16 protein-coding genes are annotated in these 19,880 nt (G+C 71.1%); 9 read left to right on the top strand and 7 right to left on the bottom strand.

Annotated features, from left to right (window positions below):
• Positions 1 to 109: 109 nt before the first annotated feature.
• On the bottom strand, positions 110 to 676 hold the full coding sequence (locus AB0435_RS16290) for a DUF6415 family natural product biosynthesis protein (RefSeq protein WP_366427267.1): 567 nt from the start codon (positions 674 to 676) through the stop codon (positions 110 to 112).
• 273 nt (positions 677 to 949) lie between these two features.
• On the opposite strand from AB0435_RS16290, the gene AB0435_RS16295 reads away from it, so the two are divergent.
• From AB0435_RS16295 to efeB, 6 genes are all read left to right on the top strand, one after another.
• Positions 950 to 1,819, top strand: a complete 870-nt coding sequence (locus AB0435_RS16295; RefSeq protein ID WP_366003932.1) for a helix-turn-helix transcriptional regulator — start codon at positions 950 to 952, stop codon at positions 1,817 to 1,819.
• Entirely contained in the window at positions 1,809 to 2,048 is a 240-nt protein-coding gene (locus tag AB0435_RS16300) for a DUF397 domain-containing protein (RefSeq protein ID WP_366003931.1), read from the top strand. The genes AB0435_RS16295 and AB0435_RS16300 overlap by 11 nt, the downstream gene beginning before the upstream one ends.
• Positions 2,049 to 2,236: 188 nt before the next feature.
• Complete coding sequence (locus tag AB0435_RS16305; RefSeq protein WP_366427268.1) at positions 2,237 to 2,407, top strand: hypothetical protein; 171 nt, start codon at positions 2,237 to 2,239, stop codon at positions 2,405 to 2,407.
• A gap of 10 nt (positions 2,408 to 2,417) precedes the next feature.
• Positions 2,418 to 2,846: a hypothetical protein gene (locus AB0435_RS16310; protein WP_366427269.1), complete on the top strand. Its 429-nt coding sequence runs from the start codon at positions 2,418 to 2,420 to the stop codon at positions 2,844 to 2,846.
• A 374-nt stretch (positions 2,847 to 3,220) separates the two neighbouring features.
• On the top strand, positions 3,221 to 5,257 hold the full coding sequence (gene efeU, locus AB0435_RS16315; RefSeq protein ID WP_366427270.1) for an iron uptake transporter permease EfeU: 2,037 nt from the start codon (positions 3,221 to 3,223) through the stop codon (positions 5,255 to 5,257).
• Between the two features lie 39 nt (positions 5,258 to 5,296).
• Positions 5,297 to 6,571: an iron uptake transporter deferrochelatase/peroxidase subunit gene (gene efeB, locus AB0435_RS16320; RefSeq protein WP_366003927.1), complete on the top strand. Its 1,275-nt coding sequence runs from the start codon at positions 5,297 to 5,299 to the stop codon at positions 6,569 to 6,571.
• Between the two features lie 183 nt (positions 6,572 to 6,754).
• On the opposite strand, the gene AB0435_RS16325 is transcribed toward efeB, so the two are convergent.
• The 6 genes from AB0435_RS16325 to AB0435_RS16350 form a co-directional block, all read right to left on the bottom strand.
• Positions 6,755 to 8,308: an APC family permease gene (locus AB0435_RS16325; protein ID WP_366427271.1), complete on the bottom strand. Its 1,554-nt coding sequence runs from the start codon at positions 8,306 to 8,308 to the stop codon at positions 6,755 to 6,757.
• Positions 8,309 to 8,554: 246 nt separating this feature from the next.
• Positions 8,555 to 10,312, bottom strand: a complete 1,758-nt coding sequence (locus AB0435_RS16330) for a D-aminoacylase (protein WP_366427272.1) — start codon at positions 10,310 to 10,312, stop codon at positions 8,555 to 8,557.
• A gap of 474 nt (positions 10,313 to 10,786) precedes the next feature.
• The gene (locus AB0435_RS16335; protein WP_366427273.1) at positions 10,787 to 11,905 is read right to left on the bottom strand and encodes an LLM class flavin-dependent oxidoreductase; all 1,119 of its coding nucleotides are present in this window, start codon (positions 11,903 to 11,905) and stop codon (positions 10,787 to 10,789) included.
• A 109-nt stretch (positions 11,906 to 12,014) separates the two neighbouring features.
• Complete coding sequence (locus tag AB0435_RS16340; RefSeq protein WP_366427274.1) at positions 12,015 to 12,803, bottom strand: glucose 1-dehydrogenase; 789 nt, start codon at positions 12,801 to 12,803, stop codon at positions 12,015 to 12,017.
• A 24-nt stretch (positions 12,804 to 12,827) separates the two neighbouring features.
• Positions 12,828 to 13,775, bottom strand: coding sequence for a TIGR03619 family F420-dependent LLM class oxidoreductase (locus tag AB0435_RS16345; RefSeq protein WP_366427300.1), 948 nt, complete (start codon positions 13,773 to 13,775; stop codon positions 12,828 to 12,830).
• A 31-nt stretch (positions 13,776 to 13,806) separates the two neighbouring features.
• Positions 13,807 to 15,024, bottom strand: a complete 1,218-nt coding sequence (locus AB0435_RS16350; RefSeq protein ID WP_366003922.1) for an amidohydrolase family protein — start codon at positions 15,022 to 15,024, stop codon at positions 13,807 to 13,809.
• 154 nt (positions 15,025 to 15,178) lie between these two features.
• On the opposite strand from AB0435_RS16350, the gene AB0435_RS16355 reads away from it, so the two are divergent.
• From AB0435_RS16355 to AB0435_RS16365, 3 genes are all read left to right on the top strand, one after another.
• A complete protein-coding gene (locus AB0435_RS16355; RefSeq protein WP_366003921.1) occupies positions 15,179 to 18,109 on the top strand; it encodes a BTAD domain-containing putative transcriptional regulator in 2,931 nt (976 codons plus the stop codon).
• A 365-nt stretch (positions 18,110 to 18,474) separates the two neighbouring features.
• A complete protein-coding gene (locus tag AB0435_RS16360) occupies positions 18,475 to 18,660 on the top strand; it encodes a hypothetical protein (protein WP_366003920.1) in 186 nt (61 codons plus the stop codon).
• 744 nt (positions 18,661 to 19,404) lie between these two features.
• Complete coding sequence (locus tag AB0435_RS16365; protein WP_366427275.1) at positions 19,405 to 19,662, top strand: hypothetical protein; 258 nt, start codon at positions 19,405 to 19,407, stop codon at positions 19,660 to 19,662.
• Positions 19,663 to 19,880: the final 218 nt, after the last annotated feature.

The following is a 19,880-nucleotide window of genomic DNA, read 5'->3' on the forward strand; positions in this document are numbered from 1 at the left end:
CCGGAACGATGCTGCGGCGCCCCGCGCCGCAGAGTTCAGGATCGGATTCCCTCCCCGCCTGAAGGCGGGGATTCCCTCCGAAGAACAGGGATGGAACCCTCCCTTGTCGTCAGATTGCCAGCGGTACGGGGTGGTGCGCGGCGGTTCGGTGGCGGGCAAGGCGGGCATTCGCGTCACGCACGCCGCGCCAGTTCTTCTGCACCTCCAACTGGTGGCGCAGTTCGACTAGTTCGAGACAGGTGAGGCAGGTCTCGGACGGTCCGAGGACGACGACGCCGGGGCCTGACGAGCCGGCCACGGGGACGAGGTCGCGGCGCAGGCGGCGCTGCTCGTGGCGGAGGGCTTCCGCGGCCCGGCCCAGGCTGCGGACACAGGCGATCGCCGAGACGTACCCGTCACCGGGCCCGAGCCGCAGCCGGTAGCGGGCCTCCCGTACGACGACGAGCGCCTCCAGCCGGACGGGGTCTCCCACGGGCCGCGCGGTCGCGGCGCCCTCGACGTCGTCGGCGGTCGCGGCGATGAACCGGCGGAGACAGGCGGTCAGCCACGTCAGCCGCCCTGGGGGCGCGAGCAGCCGTTGCATGGCGTTGGCTTCGCGGATCACGTCCTCGATGACGGTCTCGTCGGGGCAGGTGTGCCCTCCGCCGAGGTGGCTGGTGCGGGGGAACGGAGGCATGGGTCGGCTCCTTTGCGAGCGATTGGGTGGCGTCGCTGATGCTCCAACCAGGCTTCCGCACCGGCTACTTGAGAGGCAACCGCTCCAGCGAAAGGCTGCTCACATTGGCATATGACAAACCTCGGGGAAAGGTTGCCCGAGGGGATACAGGGGGTGGAAGACTGCCAACAGGAACGCCAGGAGCACCAACAAGGCTTCTTCGGGAACCAACAGGAACGCGCCGTCGGGGTACAGAGGCTCGCTGACGGGGAACAGCACCAGGAGGGCTCAAGGGTGGCAGCACGACGCGGTCCGACGTTCAGAAGGCGAGAACTCGGCAAAGAGCTCCGGCGCCTGCGCGAGAAGTACGGGATCAGCGTGAAGGAAGCGGCAGCTCACATCGAGGGCTCCGAAACAAAGCTCAACCGGGTCGAGACCGGACAGAACCAGCTCCCACGCGTCCGTGACCTGACGGACCTGCTCGATCTGTACCGCGTCACCGACCAGGTCGACCGTGAACTGCTGCTCACGCTCCACCGTGACTCGCTCAGCAAGGACTGGTACAGGCCCTACCAGAACGTGATGCCGTCAGGCACGACCATGTACGTCGGCCTGGAGGCCGACGCCCGCACGATGCGCGCCTGGAACTCTCAGGTGATCTTCGGCCTCCTACAGACCGAGGCGTACGCGCGAGCCCTGTTCATGACGGCAAAGCACGTGGAGGAGAGGACAAGCGAATTCGTCGACAAGTCCGTGGCACTGCGCATGGAACGCAAGGCCATCCTGACCGGAGAGGATCCCGTCGAACTGCGTGTGATCCTGGACGAAGCAGCTCTACGCCGAATGATCGGCGATCCGGAGATCATGCGTGCGCAGTACGCGGAGATCGCGCGGGTCGCAGAACTGGATCACGTGACAGTGCAGATCCTTCCGCTGGCTCTCAACACTTTCCGGGCGAGCGCGAACTTCGTCCTGCTGGATTTCGATCACAACCTCGATCCCGTCGTCATGGAAGAGGGATCTGCGGTCATGACCGTGTCCGACAGGAAGCGCGAGGTCTGGAAGTACGACCGGAGATTCGACGCGATGCGCGACGGAGCACTGGCCCCGGCCCAAACCCCTGAGTTTCTGCACCGACTGACAAGAGAGATCAATGACCACTAACGCCTGCCTGACGGCCCTCGAAGTGGCCGGCGAGGCCTCCTGGTTCAAGTCCTCGTACAGCAGTCAAGACAACGGTGGCGGCTGCGTCTCCATCGCGGTGCTGACCGGACGGGTCGGCGTCCGCGACTCCAAACATGCCAACGGTCCGGCCTTCATAGTGCCGACCGGGGCCTGGTCCATATTCATCACCGAGTTCCGGGCCGGGCGGCCCGGACTCGGCTGTGCCTGACAGCCAGGTTGATCAGCCTCTCTCGGGACAGTGCGAACCGGCCATCAAGTGCCGCGCACCATTGCGGCTCCCCTCGCACAGACTGATGATGACCACGTTCCAACGGCTTCGTGACGGCCACTTCGTCCACTGGCGCCCCGGTCGGCTTGGCCACGGAGTGCCGGCTGCACGGAAGGAGCACCGAACAGATGGAGCAGCGTGAACACGCAGAGCCGGGCAGCGGGTATCTCCTCATCGCTGTCGAGCAGTTGACGAGCGCGCACGACCGGTACGAGTCCGAGCGGTCCGACGTCACCAGCTCCCAGAACAGCGCAGGCGACGACGGTGAGAACCGGGACCTGAACCTCCCCAAGGCATAGGGGATTCCGCGTGGAGCACCGGCTCATCTCGAGCATCGGCAAGGCGCTCGGCTGGGAGGATGCCGGCCCGGTCCATGCCGCGTTCGCGCGCGGGCGGCTTCCGGACGCCGATCTTCCGGCGCGGCTGATGACTCCGTACCGGCTCCTGGACCTGGTCCAGCGCAGGCACCTGTCGAACCCGCAGTTGCGCTGCTACGCCCGCGGCGATGAACTGCACCCGTCCGCTTATCTGAACACAGTGGTCAACCGCCGCCGACAGGGCGTGTCGCAGGCCGATATGGCGGCTCTCGGCAGGGTCCTCGACGGTGGCGGCCGGCTGCTGCTGTGCGCCAACACAGCCCGTTCCCACAAGCGGACCGGCCGCGCGGGCCCGCAGACGGCCACGATGGCCCGGGCCGCGGAAGCCTTGGTTCGCGAGCTTCGCTCAGATCAGGTGTGACGGGACAAGGCGAGGGCTTCGGCCCTTGATCTCCACGCGGAATTCGAGAATCGCCGACTCGGCTTCGTGATGTGAAGACAGACTTCTGGATCTTCGATTCGCGCGTCATCGCGCGGCTTCACTTCGACGACACCGACCGCATACGGCCCACCCGACCACGCCCCGCCGACCGGCCGGCAAGACCCACGTCCATTACCCATTCGTCAAGCGGATTACCAGACCCGAACTATTTATTGACCGCATCCTGGCCATCCACCCCCGCACCCCCCACTAAGGTTTGGCTTCGCTAACCAAAGTGCCACCGCGGTCGCATCGCTGACGCTTCCGCCGCCCCGGCCGAGAGACCAGCCGGCGTCGCGCCGGGGAGGACGCCCATGTGGGACGACGCGTTTCCGAGTTTTCTGATCGGGCTGAGGGAAGGGCTCGAAGCCGGGCTCATCGTCTCCGTGCTCGTCGCCACGCTGGTGCGGGCGGGGGCCAAGTCGCGGTTGCCGCAGGTGTGGACGGGCGTGCTGGGGGCGACAGCCCTGTCGCTGAGCTTCGGGGCGGTGCTGACGTTCACCGCCGCCACGCTCTCGGCCACCGCCCAGGAAGCCTTCGGCGGCACGCTCAGTGTCATCGCCGTCGCCTTCGTCACCGCCATGGTCTTCTGGATGCGGCGCTCGGCCCGCAACCTCTCCGGGGAGATCCGGGAGAAGGTCACCAGCGCGCTCGCCATGGGCACGGGGATGCTGATCGTCACGTCGTTCCTGGCCGTCGGCCGGGAGGGGCTGGAGACGGCGCTGTTCCTGTGGACGACGGCGCGCGCCGCCGGTGAGTCCGCCGGACCGATGGCCGGCGCGGGTGCCGGACTCGTCATCGCGGCGGCGCTCTGCTGGGGGCTCTACCGGCGCGTACTGAAGATCAACCTCACGAAGTTCTTCACGGCCACCGGCATCGTCCTCATCGTCATCGCGGCGGGCGTGCTCGGCTACGGTCTGCGTGATCTCCAGGAGGGCGGCGTGCTGCCGGGTCAGAGCGCGTTCGCGTTCGACCTGAGCCAGAGCATCGACGCCGGTTCCTGGTACGGCACGCTCGCGCAGGGCGTCCTCAACCTGACCCCGTCCATGACCTGGCTGCAGGTGATCGCCTACGTCGCCTACCTCGCCGTGGTGATGACCCTCTTCGTACGGGGCGTAGGCACGAAGCCGGCCAAGGCGGAAAGCCCGAAGACCGAGAAGGCCGAGAAAGCCGAGAAGGCGGAGAAGGCGCCCGGCAGCCGCCCCGCCTGGGTCGTGCCCGCGGCCGTCGTCGCCGTGCCCGCCGTCGTCGCCGGCGCCGTCGTCGCCTTCAGCGGCTCCAAGCCCGCCGGTGACCAGACCGTCGCCGTCTCCGAGAAGGACTGCGGCAAGGGCTTCACCGCCCCGGAACCGGGCCGCCGGACCTTCCAGATGCACAACACAGGCGACAAGGTCTCCGAGGTCTATCTCGTCGAGCCGTCGACGAACGCCGTCCACGGCGAGATCGAGGGCCTGGCCCCCGGCACCACCCGCGAGCTGGTCGCCACCGTCGGCGGCGGGGAGTACGCCTGGCGCTGCGTCCCCACCGGCGGCAGGACGGTCACCTCCACGCCCGTACGCGTCAGCGGCGCCGCCGCCAAGGCCGTCGTGCCGGTCTCCGAGAAGGACCTGGCCGCACCGCTGAGCACGTACAAGGACTACGTGAACAAGGGCCTGGCCACGCTGACCGAGCAGACCGGCAAGCTCGACCAGGACATCGAGGGCGGCGACCTCGACGCCGCCCGCGAGGACTGGCTCACCGCCCACCTCTCCTACTCCTCCCTCGGCGCGGCCTACGGCACCTTCCAGGACTTCGACAAGAAGATCAACGGGCGGACGGACGGGCACCCCGACGGCGTCAACGACAAGGACTTCACCGGCTTCCACCGGATCGAGTACGGCCTGTGGCACGGGCAGTCGGCGGACGACCTGCGCGGCCCGGCGCAGCAGCTCGCGAAGGACGTCGACGGCCTGCGGAAGGCGTTCCCCGGCCAGGACTTCGACCCCGGTGACCTGCCGCTGCGCACGCACGAGATCCTGGAGAACACGCTCCAGTTCGAGCTGACCGGCGACACCGACCAGGGCAGCGGCACGAACCTCGCCACCGCCGGCGCCAACCTCGCGGGCACCCGCGAACTCCTCGACGTCCTGCGCCCTCTGCTCAGCGCCCGTGACACCAAGCTGCTCCCCACGGTGGACGCCGGCATCGACCGCGTGCAGAAGCTGCTCGACGCCGCGCACCACGACGACCGGTGGACGCCGGTCGACAAGCTCGACGCGGGCGGCCGGGCGCGGCTGAACGGGGCGACGGGGCAGCTGCTTGAGGATCTCGCCCCGATCCCCGACCTCCTCGAGATCCGCAAGGCCGGCTGAACCGTGCCCACCGCCGACCGCCCCGAAGGGAACCCGAACATGACCGCCGACTCCGCCCGCCCGCAGGGCGGCCCCGCCACCGGCCGCCGCGGCTTCGTCAAGACGGCGCTGGGTACGGGCGCGGCCGGGGTCGCCCTCGCCGGGGGCGGCTTCGCCCTCGGCCAGGCCACCGGCGCGCAGCCGGCGCGGGCCGCCGACAGCGAGGCGCCGGGGAGGACGGAGTTCCACGGCGTGCACCAGGCGGGCATCACCACTCCGCAGACCGCGGCCGCCGCCTTCATATCGTTCGACGTGATCGGCGAGAACCGCAAGGACCTCGCCGACCTGTTCAGGACCGTCACCGAGCGGGCCCGCTTCCTGACGGCGGGCGGCGCGCCGGCCGACCTCGGCGTGGGCGCACCGCCGTCGGACAGCGGGATCCTCGGCCCGACGGTCCCCGCCGACGACCTCACCGTCACCCTCGGCGTGGGGGCGTCCCTCTTCGACGGGCGCTTCGGGCTCGCCGGTGCCAAGCCGCGCCGCCTCACGCCGATGCGCACCTTCCCCAACGACAACCTGCGCGCGGCGGAGTGCCACGGCGACCTGTCCCTCCAGATCTGCGCGGCACGGCAGGACGTCGTCCTGCACGCCCTGCGCGACATCGCCCGGCACACGCGCGGCGCGATGCAGGTCAAGTGGCGCATCGACGGCTTCCAGAACACGCCGCGCCCGACCGGCACACAGCGCAACCTGCTCGGCTTCAAGGACGGCATCGCCAATCCGGACACGGACTCCTCGCGCGAGATGAGCCGTCTGGTGTGGGTGACGGACCAGCTCGGGGAGCCCGCCTGGGCCGTGGGCGGCAGCTATCAGGTGATCCGCGTCATCCGGATGCTGGTGGAGTTCTGGGACCGGGTCTCGCTCACCGAGCAGGAGAAGATGTTCGGCCGCCGCAAGGACACGGGCGCGCCGCTGGACGGGGCGAAGGAGACCGACAGCCCCAACTACGCCAAGGACCCCAAGGGCGAGGCCATTCCGCTCACCGCCCACATCCGCATGGCCAACCCCCGTACGGCGAAGACCGACGACTCCCGCCTCCTGCGGCGCGGTTACAACTACGACCGGGGCATCGACGACGTCGGCAACCTCGACATGGGCCTGGCCTTCTGCTCCTACCAGCAGGACGTCAAGCGGCAGTTCGAGGCCACGCAGGAGCGGCTGATCGACGAGCCGCTCGTCGACTACATCTCGCCGACCGGCGGCGGATACTTCTTCGCGCTGCCCGGCGTCAGGGACTCCCGCGACTGGCTGGGCAGGACGCTGCTGGGAGGGTGAGGCCGGGGCCGCGGATGCTCCCGGGGAGGCTGGGGCCAGGACCACGGACGCTGCTGGACGACCCAGGCCGGGCCGCGGCATCAGGTCCTCCACCACCAGCGCCGGGGCCGCGGCGTCAGTCCTCCACCACCAGCGCCGGGGCCGCGGCGTCAGTCCTCCACCACCAGCGCCGGGGCCGCGGCGTCAGTCCTCCACCACCAGCGCCGGGGTGGAGCGCGTCAGCACCTCGCCGCGGAAGAACGCCGGGCTCCTGCGCCGCATCACCAGCATCAGCACCACACCGAGCAGCAGCAGGCCCACGCCGATCACGAACACCGACCCCACGCCCAGGACGGAACTGCCGCTGCCGTAGGCCGGGTTCCACATGTCGTACAGCGTCTTGCCGAAGACGGCAGCCAGCAGCACACCGCCCAGCAGGGGGAAGACGCCCTTGAAGAGCGCGTCGCGCACGGAGCGGCGCAGCTCGCGGCGGAAGTACCAGGCGCAGGCGAAGGCCGTGATCGAGTAGTAGAAGCAGATCATGAGGCCGAGGGCGTAGATGGTGTCGATGAGGACGTTCTCGCTGAGGAAGCTCATGACGGCGTAGAAGACGCCGGTGGCGACCCCGGCGGCGACGGTCGCGCGGCCCGGTGATCTGAAGCGCGGGTGGATGCGCGCGAAGGACGGCGGCAGGGCCTGGTAGGTGCTCATGGCCAGCACCGTGCGGGCCACGGGCAGGAACGTCGTCTGGAGGCTGGCGGCCGCCGAGGCGAGGACCGCCACGAAGAGCAGCACCCCGAGCGCCGTGCCGAGTACGGGGTCGGCGAGTGCGGCGAAGACGTTGTCGGCGGTGCCGGGGTTGCCCAGGCCCGTGCCCTCGGTGCCCACGCCGGCGAACATCTGGGCGGCGACGGCGGTCAGCAGATACGAGCCGACCAGGACGGCCATGGAGATGAGCGCGGCCCGGCCGGGGGTCTTCGCGCTGCCCTGGGTCTCCTCGTTGACCGTGAGGCACGCGTCCCAGCCCCAGAACATGAAGATCGAGAGGGAGAGCCCTGCGGTGAAGGCCGCGAAGGATTGGACGGCGAAGGGGTCGAGCCAGCTCCAGGAGAAGTCGACGGAGCCGGGCAGGTCACCGGTGCGGGCCTTGACGAGGGCCATGGCCACGAAGACGGCGAGGACGGCGAGTTGGAGGCCGACGAGCGCGTACTGCACGCCCTTGGTGGCGGTCATCCCGCGATAGCTGACGGCGGTCGCGACGGCGATGAAGGCCAGGCACGTGAGGACGTGGACGGGGCGGTTGCCGTCCAGATCGGCGACGTAGCCGCTGCCGGTGACCTGGCCGAGGAGGAGGTAGAAGAAGGAGGTCGCGACGCCCGCGAGGTTGGACAGCACGATGATCGTCGCGATGACCAGGCCCCAGCCGCACATCCAGCCGACCCGGGGCCCGAACGCCTGCACGCTCCAGGTGAACGACGTGCCGCAGTCGGGCACGGCCTTGTTGAGCTCGCGGTAGGCGAAGGCGACCAGCAGCATCGGCAGGAAGCCGGCGAGGAAGACGGCGGGCATCTGCACCCCGACCTGCCCGACGGTCGGGCCGAGCGTCGAGGTCAGACAGTAGACGGGGGCGACCGTGGAGATCCCGATGACGGCGCTGCCGAGCAGCCCGACGGAGTTCCCGCTGAGGCCCTTGGCGCGCCGGCCGCCGACGCTCGTTACCGTGTCCCCGGCCCTGGGCCGTGGGGCTGTCTGAACCATGAACAGGACGTTAAGCGCTGCTGTTTCCGCAACCGGATCCTCGCCATCCGGACGGGGCCCCTTGAATGTGGGCCGCTTTACCGGCAGTTGACCTGGCTTTAAAAGGCGACCCGGCGGTTACGTCAGGTAACACCAAGGAGTAACCCTCCCCGCACCACCCTGCGGTAATCGCAGCCCCGCACCTTTTGTCCCGTTTCGAAAATTTCCCGCGCCCGGCCCGGCGACGCACCGGTACCGGCCACGCGCTCAGCCCTTCGTGGCCACCGTCTCCGTGTCCCGCCCCGACCGCAGCACCCTCCCGGGCACCTTCCCCGTCACCACGTCGTGCCGCACGGTCTCCACGCCGTTGACCCGTACGCTCACCACGCCCACCGCCCGCGCGTCCAGCCGCGGCCCGTCGCCGGGCAGGTCGTGGACGAGCGTTGCCGGGCCCGCGTCGACGCGCTCGGGGTCGAAGAGGACGAGGTCGGCGCACCAGCCCTCCGCGACCCGGCCCCGGCCGCGGAGCCCGAAGAGCCGCGCCGGGTCGTCGGTGAGCATCCGTACGGCCGCCGGCAGCGGCACCAGCTTCCGGCCGCGCAGGCAGTCGCCGAGAAAACTCGTCGTGTACGGGGCCCCGCACATGCGGTCCAGGTGCGCCCCCGCGTCCGAGCCGCCGAGCAGCACGTCCTCGTGCTCCCAGGTGCGGCGGCGCAGCCCCCAGCTGTCGGGGTCGTCATCGGTGGGCATGGGCCACAGGACCGTACGCAGCCCGTCGGCCGCGCAGATCTCCACCAGACAGGCGAAGGGGTCCAGGCCGCGCTCGGCGGCGATGTCGCGGACGACACGGCCGGCGAGGCCGTCGTTCTCCCGCGCGTACGTGTCCCCGATGACGTAGCGCCCGAAGTCGGCCAGCCGCCGGAAGACCCCCGCCTCCTCGCTCCGCGCGCGGCGCAGCAGCTCCGCCCGTACGCCCGGCTCGCGCAGTTCGGCGATGCGGCGGGGCACCGGGAGGGAGAGCACCTCGCCCCAGCCGGGCAGCAGGTTGAGCGCGCAGAACGTACCGAGGGACATGTTCATCGGTGTCAGGACCGGCATCGTGAGCGCGACGATCCGGCCGCCCACGGCCCGGGCCCGCTCGCTCGCCGCGAGCTGCCGGGGCACGCGGGCGGGGACGGCGGCGTCGACGGTGAGGACGTTCCAGTTGAGCGGCCGCCCGGCGGTGGCCGTGAGCTCCACCAGGAGGTCGGTCTCGGCGTCCGAGAAACGGTCGAGACAGCCGGTGACGATGGCCTCCAGCTGCGTGCCCTCGTGCTCACCGACGGCCCGCGCGAACGCGACCAGCTCCTCGGGCCGCGCGTACCGCGAGGCCACGGGCCTGCCGTCGCCGTCGCTGTGGGTGGTCGACCGCGTGGTGGACAGCCCCCAGGCACCCGCTTCCATCGCATCATGGAGAATCGCCGTCATCCGCTCCAACTGCCCGGCGCCCGGCACCCCGCCCACGGCCTCCGGACCCATCACATAGCGCCGCAGCGCGCAATGCCCCAGCATGAAACCGGCGTTGACCGCGATCCGCCCCTCCAGCGCGTCCAGATAATCCCCGAACGACGACCAGCTCCAGGGCGCGCCCTGTTCGAGCGCGGCCAGCGACATGCCCTCGACCTTGCTCATCATCCGCCGCGTGTAATCGGCGTCGGCGGGACGAGCGGGGTTGAGCGGCGCGAGCGTGAACCCGCAGTTGCCCCCGACGACAGTGGTCACGCCATGGCCCATGGACGGCGTGGCGTACGGGTCCCAGAACAGCTGCGCGTCGTAGTGCGTATGGGGATCGACGAACCCGGGGGCGAGCACCAGCCCGCCCGCGTCCTCCTCCGTCCGGGCGCGCTCACCTATCCGACCGGCGAGCGCCCTTCCAGGACGGCCGATTGTCGCAATACGGCCGTCCTTTATCCCTACATCCGCGACGTAGGGGGCTGCGCCGGTGCCGTCCACGACCGTGGCGTGGCGGATGAGATGGTCGAGCATGGTCGGTCACCTCTGTCTCTGACGGATGGATGACGGGGCGGGGTCCGGGCCGCGGCCCCGCCCCGGCCCGGCTGCATCTGATCTGCGGCTCCGCCGCGGGGGGGCGCTGCCCCAGACCCCGACGTGCGGGTCCGTTGCCTCCCCCCAGCTACCTCCCCCAGAGGTGCCCCCAACGGGCTGAACAGAAAAGACCGGCGCACCCGGCGGAAGAGAAAAAGGCGTGCCCCGAAGGGGTCTACACACACCCCGGCCGTGAAGGTACCCACCGGCGGAGGGGGTGGGGCCGGAGGGTGAGGTTCTGGAACGCGGTGCGTCGTCACGGCACCCAACGCGTAAGACGGTGCCACGCACCGCGTTCCAGGTCCTCAGCCCGGAGGTCACACCCCCGGCCCAGCCACCAACCCAGCCCGGCCGGCGATTGAGGCCACGCCCGAAGGGCGCAACACACCCCAGCCACACACAACGAGAACCCGGTCAAGCCCCCCGCAACCGCGTAGTCCGATGCACCGGATCCACATCGATCTCAGGAATCACATGCTCCCCAATAAGCCGAAGCGTCCGCAAAACCCCCTCCCGCGGCACCCCGATCGGCAAGCCGAAAGCCAATTGGTCAGCCCCCGCCTGCTCCCACCGCTTGCACTGCCGGAACACCTCGTCAGGATCCCCGCAGATCATCAACTCCTCGGCGATCAAAAGCTCGATGATCTCCGCCGTGTACTCCGGCAGCAGCTCCGGCCACCGGGGAATCCCCTCGGGACGAGGGAACGTGTCGTGGTAGCGGAAGAGCAGCGACTGGAGATAGTGCAGGCCCCCACCGACCGCCGTGGCCACAGCCTCCTCGTGCGTCTCGGCGCAGATCGCCGTCGACGTGACCATCACGTTGTCGTTGACGAAGGCACCGACCGGCTTGGCGTCCTTGATGGCGTTCTTGTAGGAGTCGACGACCCACTCCATGTCGGAGACCTTCTGCACGCTGAAGCCGAGGACGCCGAGGCCCTTGCGGGCGGCCATGGCGTACGAGGAGGGGGAGCCGGCCGCGTACCACATGGCGGGGTGGGCGGGGCCGTACGGCTTGGGGAGGATCTTCCGCGGCGGCAGTGACCAGTGCTCGCCATGGAAGCCCGGGTATTCGTCCTGGAGCCACATCCGGGGAAATTCGGCGATCGTCTCCTCCCAGATCTCCTTGGTGCGGTCCATGTCGGTCACGCCCGGGAGGAAGCCGAGGATCTCGTGGCTGCCCGCGCCGCGCCCGGTGCCGAACTCGAAGCGGCCGCCGGAGAGATGGTCGAGCATGGCGGCCTTCTCGGCGACCTTGACCGGGTGATTGACCTGGGGCAGCGGATTGAAGATCCCGGAGCCGAGGTGGATGCGTTCGGTGGCGTGCGCGAGATAGCCGAGGAAGACGTCGTTGGCGGAGAGGTGCGAATACTCGTCGAGGAAGTGGTGCTCGGACGCCCAGGCGTATTTGAAGCCGGACCGGTCCGCCTCGATGACGTACTCGGTCTCCTCCAGCAGCGCGTGGTGCTCGGCCTCGGGGTCGGTCCGCTGCCTGCTCGCGGGAACGTAGCCCTGCACAAAGATCCCGAATTCCACGGAGGTTCACCGTCCCTAGATTTCTGACGCACCGTCAGATGAACGACTCTGGCATCGGCACCTGGGAGCGTCAAGGGAACGTGCGCGCGGCGTCCTGGCCACGGCCTGGTCAGGAGAACAGCCGCGTTCCGGCCAGCCACCCGCCGTCCACGACGAACGGCTGCCCGGTGACGTAGGAGGACGCGTCGGAGGTCAGGAACAGCACCGTCCGGGCCACCTCCGCCGGCTGCCCGATCCGCCCCATCGGCACCACCTTGCGGTAGAGCTCCGCGGCCCCGGAGGCGGAGCGCCCGGCGTCCGCCGTGGGGTCGAGCCGGGCCGGGTCGGTCATCGCGGTGTCGATGCCGCCCGGGCAGACGGCGTTGACCCGGATGCCCTTGGCGGCGAGTTCGAGGGCCGCGACCCGGGTCATGGCCACGACGGCGGCCTTGGTCGCGGCGTAGGAGGCGATGTACGGGAGTCCGGCCAGCGCGGCGTACGAGGCGGTGTTGACGATCGTCCCGCCGCCCGCCGCCACGAGCTCGGGGATCGCGGCGCGCATGCCGAGGAACGTACCGAGCTGATTGACGCGGAAGACCTCAAGGAACTCCTCCTCCGGCGTGTTCACCAGCTCGTTGAAGCGGAGGATCCCGGCGTTGTTGACGAGCCCGTCGAGCTTCCCGAAGGCCTCCTTCGCGGCGGTGACGGCCGCGCCCCAGCCGGCCTCCTCGCGGACGTCGAGGTGGACGTACACGGCCCGCTCCCGGCCGATCTCCGCGGCGACGGCCCGCCCCTCGTCGTCCAGCACGTCGGCGAGGACGACCCGCGCGCCCTCTGCGGCGAAGAGGCGGGCCTCCTCGGCCCCTTGCCCACGGGCGGCGCCCGTGACGAGCACGACCCGGCCGTTCAGTCCGGACATGGGCGTACGCCTCTCATTCCGCTCTCATTCCGCCAGCAGGGGGGCGATCTCGGACGCGAACCGTTCCATCTGCTCCAGCAGTTCCTCCGGTCCGCGGCTCCGGAAGCGGACCTGGATCTGGTCCGCCCCCAGCGAGCCGTACACGCGCAGCGACTCCGCCAGCGTCCCCGGCCTGCCGGTCAGCGTGCGCGGGCCGACGTCCCAGCCCGGCGTGCCGATGTAGAGCGCCTCCGTGAGGGCGCCGACGGCGAACGGGCCCTCGCGGCCCGCTGCGGCGCGCAGGCGGCGGAGCTCGGCGACGCGCAGGGGCAGCTGTTCGCGGGAGTCGCCCTGCGACAGCCAGCCGTCACCGCGCAGTGCGGCGCGGCGCAGGGCCGCCGGGGAGGAGCCGCCGACCCAGATCGGCGGGCGCGGCGTGCGGACGGGGCGCGGGGCCTGGCCCAGGCCGTGGAAGGCGAAGCGGGAGCCGTGGAACTCCGGGAACTCCTCCGGCCCCAGCGCCGCCTTCAGGGCGTCGACGGTCTCGTCCAGGATCGCGCCGCGCCGGTGGAAGTCCACGCCCAGCGCCCGGAACTCCTCCGGTACGTGTCCGGCGCCCACCCCCAGGACCAGGCGCCCGCCCGAGAGCCGGTCGACGGTGGCGTACTGCTTCGCCAGGGCCAGCGGGTGCCGCAGCGCGGCGACGGAGACGTGGCTGAGCAGCAGGGTCCGCTCGGTGACGGCGGCGAGGTGGGCGAGGGTCGCCACGGGGTCGTACCACGTGGTGCCCATGGCGGCGGCGAGCCGCACGGGGACGGCGACGTGGTCGCAGGTGGCGAGGTAGGTGAAGCCGAGGCGGTCGGCGGCGCGGGCGACGGCGCGGAGCTCGGCGGGCCCGGCCTCGACCTCCCAGGGCTCGGCGTAGAGGGTGCTCAGCGAGGTGACGGGCACCTGCATCCCGTAGCCGAGCCGGCCCGCCGGCAGCACGTCCAGTCCGTTCACCCGCCCTCCCCCCGGGCCGTGTTCAGCCCGCCCACAGCCCGTCCTCCGTGAGGCCCAGCAGTGAGATCGCGTTGCCCCGGACGATGGCCTCGACCACGTCCTCCGCCAAGTGCCCCATCTGCTCCTGCGCCACTTCCCGCGAGCGCGGCCAGGTCGAGTCGGAGTGCGGGTAGTCCGTCTCGTAGAGGACGTTCGCCGTGCCGATCGCGTCGAGGTTGCGCAGGCCGACCGGGTCGTCGAAGAAGCAGCCGTGGACGTGCCCGGCGAAGAGTTCGGAGGGCGGGCGGCGGACCTTGTCGGCGACGCCGCCCCAGCCGCGGTTCTCGGACCACACGGCGTCCGCGCGCTCCAGGATGTACGGGATCCAGCCGATCTGGCCCTCCGCGTACATGACGCGCAGCCCGGGGAAGCGCTCGAAGGCGCCCGACATCAGCCAGTCCACCATCGAGAAGCAGCAGTTGGCGAAGGTGAGGGCCGAGCCGACGGCGGGCGGCGCGTCGTCGGAGGTGGACGGCATGCGCGAGGAGGAGCCGATGTGCATGGCGACGACGGTCCCGGTCTCCGCACAGGCGCGCAGGAAGGGGTCCCAGGCGTCGGTGTGGACGGAGGGCAGGCCGAGGTACGGCGGTATCTCCGAGAAGCAGACGGCCCGTACGCCCCGCGCGGCGTTGCGCCGTACCTCCTCGGCGGCGAGGGCCGCGTCCCACAACGGGACGATGGTCAGGGGGATCAGGCGTCCGCGCGCGTCCGGCCCGCACCACTCCTCGACCATCCAGTCGTTGTAGGCGCGGACGGCCAGCAGGGCGAGGCCGCGGTCCTTCGCCTCGGTGAAGGTCTGTCCGCAGAAACGCGGAAAGGTGGGGAAGCAGAGCGCGGACTGGACATGGTTACGGTCCATATCGGCCAAACGTTCCGGGACGTCGTAGGACCCCGGACGCATCCGCTCGTAGGTGATGGCCTCCAGCTTGATGTCGTCCCTGGAGTATCCGACGGCGGTATCCAGCCGGGTGAGCGGACGGTGCAAATCCTCATAGACCCACCAGTCCGCCACCGGCCCCTCGTCCCCCGGAGCGCCCATGACCGGGGCGAACCGGCCGCCGGTGAAGGTCATTTCCTTCACCGGGGCGCGTACGACACGTGGTCCGACGTCGCGGAACTTCGCCGGAAGCCTGTTCCGCCAGACGTGCGGGGGCTCGACCGTGTGGTCGTCCACCGAGATGATCCTGGGGAAGCTCACCATGGCTGACACGTTAGCGACGAACTGACGATCCGTCAGCAGTGTGGTGGGGCAGTCTCTTGCAGGGCTTGTGGAGAGGCCGGACCACTGCTGACGTAGAGGCCACGGACAAGGCAGACTGGCCGGTGCGACCGAGCGGGACAGGCAGGGGGTCACAATGGCCGGCGACACAGGGCACGGGCACCATCTGCGCTTCACCGTGCTCGGGCCCGTGCGGGCCCGGCGCGGCAGGGAACTGCTGCACACCGGCTCGCCCCAGCAGCGGGCGCTGCTCGCCGCCCTGCTGCTGCGCGGCGGCCGCACCGCCACCGCGCCCGAGCTGGTGGACGCGCTGTGGGGCGACGAGCCCCCGCACGCCGCCCTCGCCGCGCTGCGCACGTACGCCTCCCGGCTGCGCAAGGCCTTCGGCCCCGACGCCGACGCCCTGGTCAGCGAGTCCGGCGGCTACGCGATCCGGGTGGGGCACGGCTGCCTCGACATCGACAAGGCCGAACACCTCGCCACCGAGGCCGAGAAGTCCCGCGCCGCGGGCGACCGCACCCGCGCCCGCGAGCTGATCAACGAGGCGCTCGGGGTCTGGGACGGCGAGCCGCTGGCCGGCCTGCCAGGCCCGTACGCCGAGACCCAGCGCGCCCGGCTGGAGGAGTGGCGGCTCACCCTCATCGAGACCCGCCTCGACCTCGACCTGGAGGTCGGCGCCCACGCCGAGGCCGTCTCCGAGCTCACCGCCCTGACCGCCGCCCACCCGCTGCGGGAGCGGCTGCGCGAGCTGCTGATGCTCGCCCTCTACCGCAGCGGCCGGCAGGCCGAGGCCCTCGCCGTCTACGCCGACACCCGCAGGCTCCTCGCCGACGAGCTCGGCGTCGACCCCTGCCCCGAGCTCGCCGAACTCCAGCAGCGCATCCTCCAGGCCGACGCGGACCTCACCCTGCACCTCACGCCGGACGACCGGCCGAACGCGGGCCCCACCTTCATCCGGCCCGCGCAACTCCCGGCGACCGTCTCCGACTTCACCGGGCGCACCGGCTTCGTGGACGAGCTCAGCGACCAACTGGTCACCGCCGAGGGCCGGATCATGGCCGTCTCGGCCGTCGCGGGCATCGGCGGCGTCGGCAAGACGACGCTGGCCGTGCACGTCGCTCACGCCGCCCGGCACCACTTCCCCGACGGCCAGCTCTACGTCGACCTCCAGGGCGCCGGGCCGGTGCCCGCCGAACCGGAGGCCGTCCTGGGGTCCTTCCTGCGGGCCCTGGGCATCCCGGACTCCGCGATCCCCGACGGCCCCCAGGAGCGGGCCGCGCTCTTCCGCTCCACCCTGGACGGCCGCCGCGTCCTCGCGCTGCTCGACAACGCCCGCGACGCCGCCCAGATCCGGCCCCTGCTGCCGGGCACGGAGGGCTGCGCGGCGCTGGTCACCAGCCGCTCGCGCATGGTGGACCTCGCCGGCGCCCACCTCGTCGACCTCGACGTGATGAGCCCCGAGGAAGCGCTGGTGCTCTTCACCCGCATCGTCGGCGCCGAACGGGTCGGCGCCGAGCGCGACGCCGCGATGGACGTCGTCGCCGCCTGCGGCTTCCTGCCGCTCGCCATCCGCATCGCCGCCTCCCGGCTCGCCGCCCGCCGCACCTGGACCGTCTCCGTCCTGGCCCGCAAGCTCGCCGACGAGCGCCGCCGCCTCGACGAGCTCCGCGCCGGCGACCTCGCCGTCAAGGCCACCTTCGAACTCGGCTACGGCCAGCTGGAGCCCGCCCAGGCCCGCGCCTTCCGCCTGCTCGGCCTCGCCGACGGGCCCGACATCTCCCTGGCCGCCGCCTCCGCCGTGCTCGACCTGGACGCCGACGCCACCGAGGAGCTCCTGGAGTCGCTCGTCGACACCTCGCTCCTCGAATCCGCCGCGCCGGGCCGCTACCGCTTCCACGATCTCGTCCGCCTCTACGCGCGTGCGTGCGCCGAGCGCGACGATCTGCCGCCGGCCGAACGCTGCGCCGCCCTGTCCCGGCTGCTGGACTTCTACCTCGTCACGGCCGCGGGCGCGTACGTCCTGGAACGCCCCGGCGAACAGCTCCTCACCCACCTCGCGCCCACCACGCACCCCGGGCTCACCTTCGCCGACGGCGGGGCCGCCGGCGACTGGCTCTTCGCCGAGGCCGGGTGCCTGCTCGCCTGCGTGCGCCAGCAGGCGGGCGAGGGCGGCCACACCCTGCGGCGCGCCGTCGACCTGCTGCTGGCGGCGAAGGACCTCGCCGAGTCCGGCGCCGACTCCCGGCAGTACGAGCAGGCCGCCACCGCCCTGCTGGCCACGGCCCGCGCCACCGGGGACACCCTGGCGGAGGGACGGGCCCGGACCGTGCTGGCCCATGTGTGCAACTACGCCGGGCGCTTCGACCAGGGCTACGACCACGCCTGCCAGGCCGTCCTGCTCGGCCGCGCGTGCGAGGACCCGATCCCGTGCTCCTACGCCGCCAACATCTGCGGCATCCTCTCGCTCTACCAGCACCGTCTCGAGGACGCCGAGCACTACGCCCGTCAGGCACTGACCGCCTTCCGCGCCGACGGCAACCGCCCCGGCGAGGCGAGCGCGCTGTGCAACCTCTCCCGCGCGTGCCTGGAGATGGGACGGGTCCAGTCGGCGGTCCGGCTCGCCGAGGAGGCGATCGTCCTCTACCGCGAAGGTCCCTCCTGGCGGCTCGCCAACGCCCTGTACGCCTACGCCATCGCCCTCACGCGTGCCGAGCGGTTCCCGGAGGCCGCGGCCCAGCTCGACGAGGCGCTGCCCATATTCCGCGAGAACCGCCAACGGCTCTGGGAAGGCATGACCCTGTTCCGCCTGGGCGAAGTGCTGCTCGCCGCCGAACAGCCGGTGAAGGCGGTCACCTATGCCGAACAGGCGCTGGCGCTGCTGCGCGAATTCGGCGGGGAATGGCGCAAGGGGCTCATCCTGACCATGCTGGGCAGCGCTCTCGACGCCCTGGGGCAGACGGGCCGCGCCTACGCCTGCTGGTCGGAGGCCCTGTCCCTCTTCGAGCAACTGGGCAGCCCCGAGGCGCAGGAGGTCCGACGCCTGCTGGCGCTCGCGCCGGCGGCGTGATCCGTCCACCGGCCCCGGCCGCTCCACAGCGGGATCCGGGCTGCGCGACGCCCGGATCCGAGCGCGGATCCGGAACGCCTCCACGGGATTTCCCGGTCGGCCCGGTGCCCTCTGCACACACTTCGTACAGCCCTCCACAACACCTGTCACGTGCCCGTTCATCGATCGTTTATCGGGGTCGTGCAGAGTAATTCCTGTCGATCCGTCGCGTCGGGGGGCATGCGGGTCGAAGGTGAGATGTCACCGATGGGGTCATCGGCCCCAGCCCGTCCGGCGGTACTCGGGGGAGTCGCCGGGCGGGTTCGGTAGTCCCCACTCATCCCCTTTCGGCCAGTAGCTCGCATTCGACAACGGAGTTGATCACCATGAGCAATGAGCGCAAGCTCAAGCCGATCGTGGCAGCACCGCCGCCCGACGACCACGCGACGGGCGGCACCCTCGCGGCACCGGTCGTGCCGCAGGACGACCACGCCACCATCGGTGAGCCGCTCAACCTGGACGACGACCACACCACCGAGGAGCCCGCGAGGCCCGTGAACAGGCTCGTCTGAGGCCTTCCGGTCGCAGGACGGAGCGGGCCCCTGCGCGGTCCGCCGGCAGGCGGACGAGCGACGGGGGACCAGGGGCCCTCTCAAGGAGGAACGGCGATTCCGGAGACCCGACGGGGGAACAGAGGGAATCCGGAAAAGCCCATGGGGGAATGGACGGAGGCGGGCCCGACGGGGGATGTCCATCGGAACGGATGGACCAGGGCCCGCCTACGGGGGAAGTTCCGGGGGAAGTCCAACGGGAAACACTTCCGGGGGACTTGCCAGGGGGACCGGAACGGGGAAACAAAACGGGGGAAGCACAACAGGGGGCACGGAACGGGGGGAAAGAAGGAGCCGTTCGGCCGGGGTGTGCCCGTGAATCGGGGGCACGGCAGTACACCCGCACGCGGACGAACGGCTCTGCAACGGGGGGAAGTTCCGCGCGACAACTGCACAGGCCGGTCCCAAGGGGGGGAGTGACCGGCCGACGGGGGACCGCAGGGGCCGGCGTCGACACAGCGCACAGGGGGAGCCGTCGACGCCGGTCCCTGCGGTCATGCCTCGACGGCGCGCGAAAGGCGCCGTCGAGAAGAAAGCCGACCGCACGCGACACCGAAGGGGCGACTCCGGTCCGCGGCCTGTGGATCCGGATTCACCAGCACCCGGCCCGGAACACGGACGCCGCCACTTCCTGTCTTCCTGCCCAATCGACCGATGCGCGACTGCGAATGCCGCGCCCTGCCCCCGCAATCGGAGGAGTCAGAGATGACCAGTAAACCCACGCGCACCAGGATGGCCCTCGGCATACTCGGCATGGCCGCCGCCGCGGCGCTCGCGACCGCCGTACCCGCCTGCGCCGACGACCACGCGAACCTCGTCCCCGCGTCCGTCCGGTCCCACAGCGGCGACCTCACCCCGCCCGACGACCACGCGCAGCTGGCCGGGGACGACCACGCGCAGGTAGGCGGGGACGACCACGCGCAGGTCGCGGGGGACGACCACGCCAACGGCGGCCGTCACTGATTCCCCGATCAGGTCACCGCCCGGGCCCGGTCGAGCATCGACACCGCGGCCCGGCGACCCCGCCCGTCTCCTGAGCACCCAGCGCGGCCGGCACCGGCGGTGAGCTGTGCCCTCCGGGGGCGCGGCCCGAATTGAACAGGACAGCGTCATCCGCCCGGCCGCCGTGCCGGACGGGATCGTTCACCGGACCGCGCCTCTGCGCGCAGGAACGGACCGCG

The organism is Streptomyces sp. NPDC051173 (genome assembly GCF_040689515.1).
Lineage (GTDB): Bacteria > Actinomycetota > Actinomycetes > Streptomycetales > Streptomycetaceae > Streptomyces.

Coding starts and splice junctions, on each gene's coding strand:
- AB0435_RS16300 (WP_366003931.1), top strand. CDS start 1,809: ATGACCACTAACGCCTGCCTGACGGCCCTCGAAGTGGCCGGCGAGGCC.
- AB0435_RS16325 (WP_366427271.1), bottom strand. CDS start 8,308: ATGGTTCAGACAGCCCCACGGCCCAGGGCCGGGGACACGGTAACGAGC.
- efeB (WP_366003927.1), top strand. CDS start 5,297: ATGACCGCCGACTCCGCCCGCCCGCAGGGCGGCCCCGCCACCGGCCGC.
- AB0435_RS16340 (WP_366427274.1), bottom strand. CDS start 12,803: ATGTCCGGACTGAACGGCCGGGTCGTGCTCGTCACGGGCGCCGCCCGT.
- AB0435_RS16350 (WP_366003922.1), bottom strand. CDS start 15,024: ATGGTGAGCTTCCCCAGGATCATCTCGGTGGACGACCACACGGTCGAG.
- AB0435_RS16290 (WP_366427267.1), bottom strand. CDS start 676: ATGCCTCCGTTCCCCCGCACCAGCCACCTCGGCGGAGGGCACACCTGC.
- AB0435_RS16330 (WP_366427272.1), bottom strand. CDS start 10,312: ATGCTCGACCATCTCATCCGCCACGCCACGGTCGTGGACGGCACCGGC.
- AB0435_RS16355 (WP_366003921.1), top strand. CDS start 15,179: ATGGCCGGCGACACAGGGCACGGGCACCATCTGCGCTTCACCGTGCTC.
- AB0435_RS16305 (WP_366427268.1), top strand. CDS start 2,237: ATGGAGCAGCGTGAACACGCAGAGCCGGGCAGCGGGTATCTCCTCATC.
- AB0435_RS16360 (WP_366003920.1), top strand. CDS start 18,475: ATGAGCAATGAGCGCAAGCTCAAGCCGATCGTGGCAGCACCGCCGCCC.
- AB0435_RS16365 (WP_366427275.1), top strand. CDS start 19,405: ATGACCAGTAAACCCACGCGCACCAGGATGGCCCTCGGCATACTCGGC.
- efeU (WP_366427270.1), top strand. CDS start 3,221: ATGTGGGACGACGCGTTTCCGAGTTTTCTGATCGGGCTGAGGGAAGGG.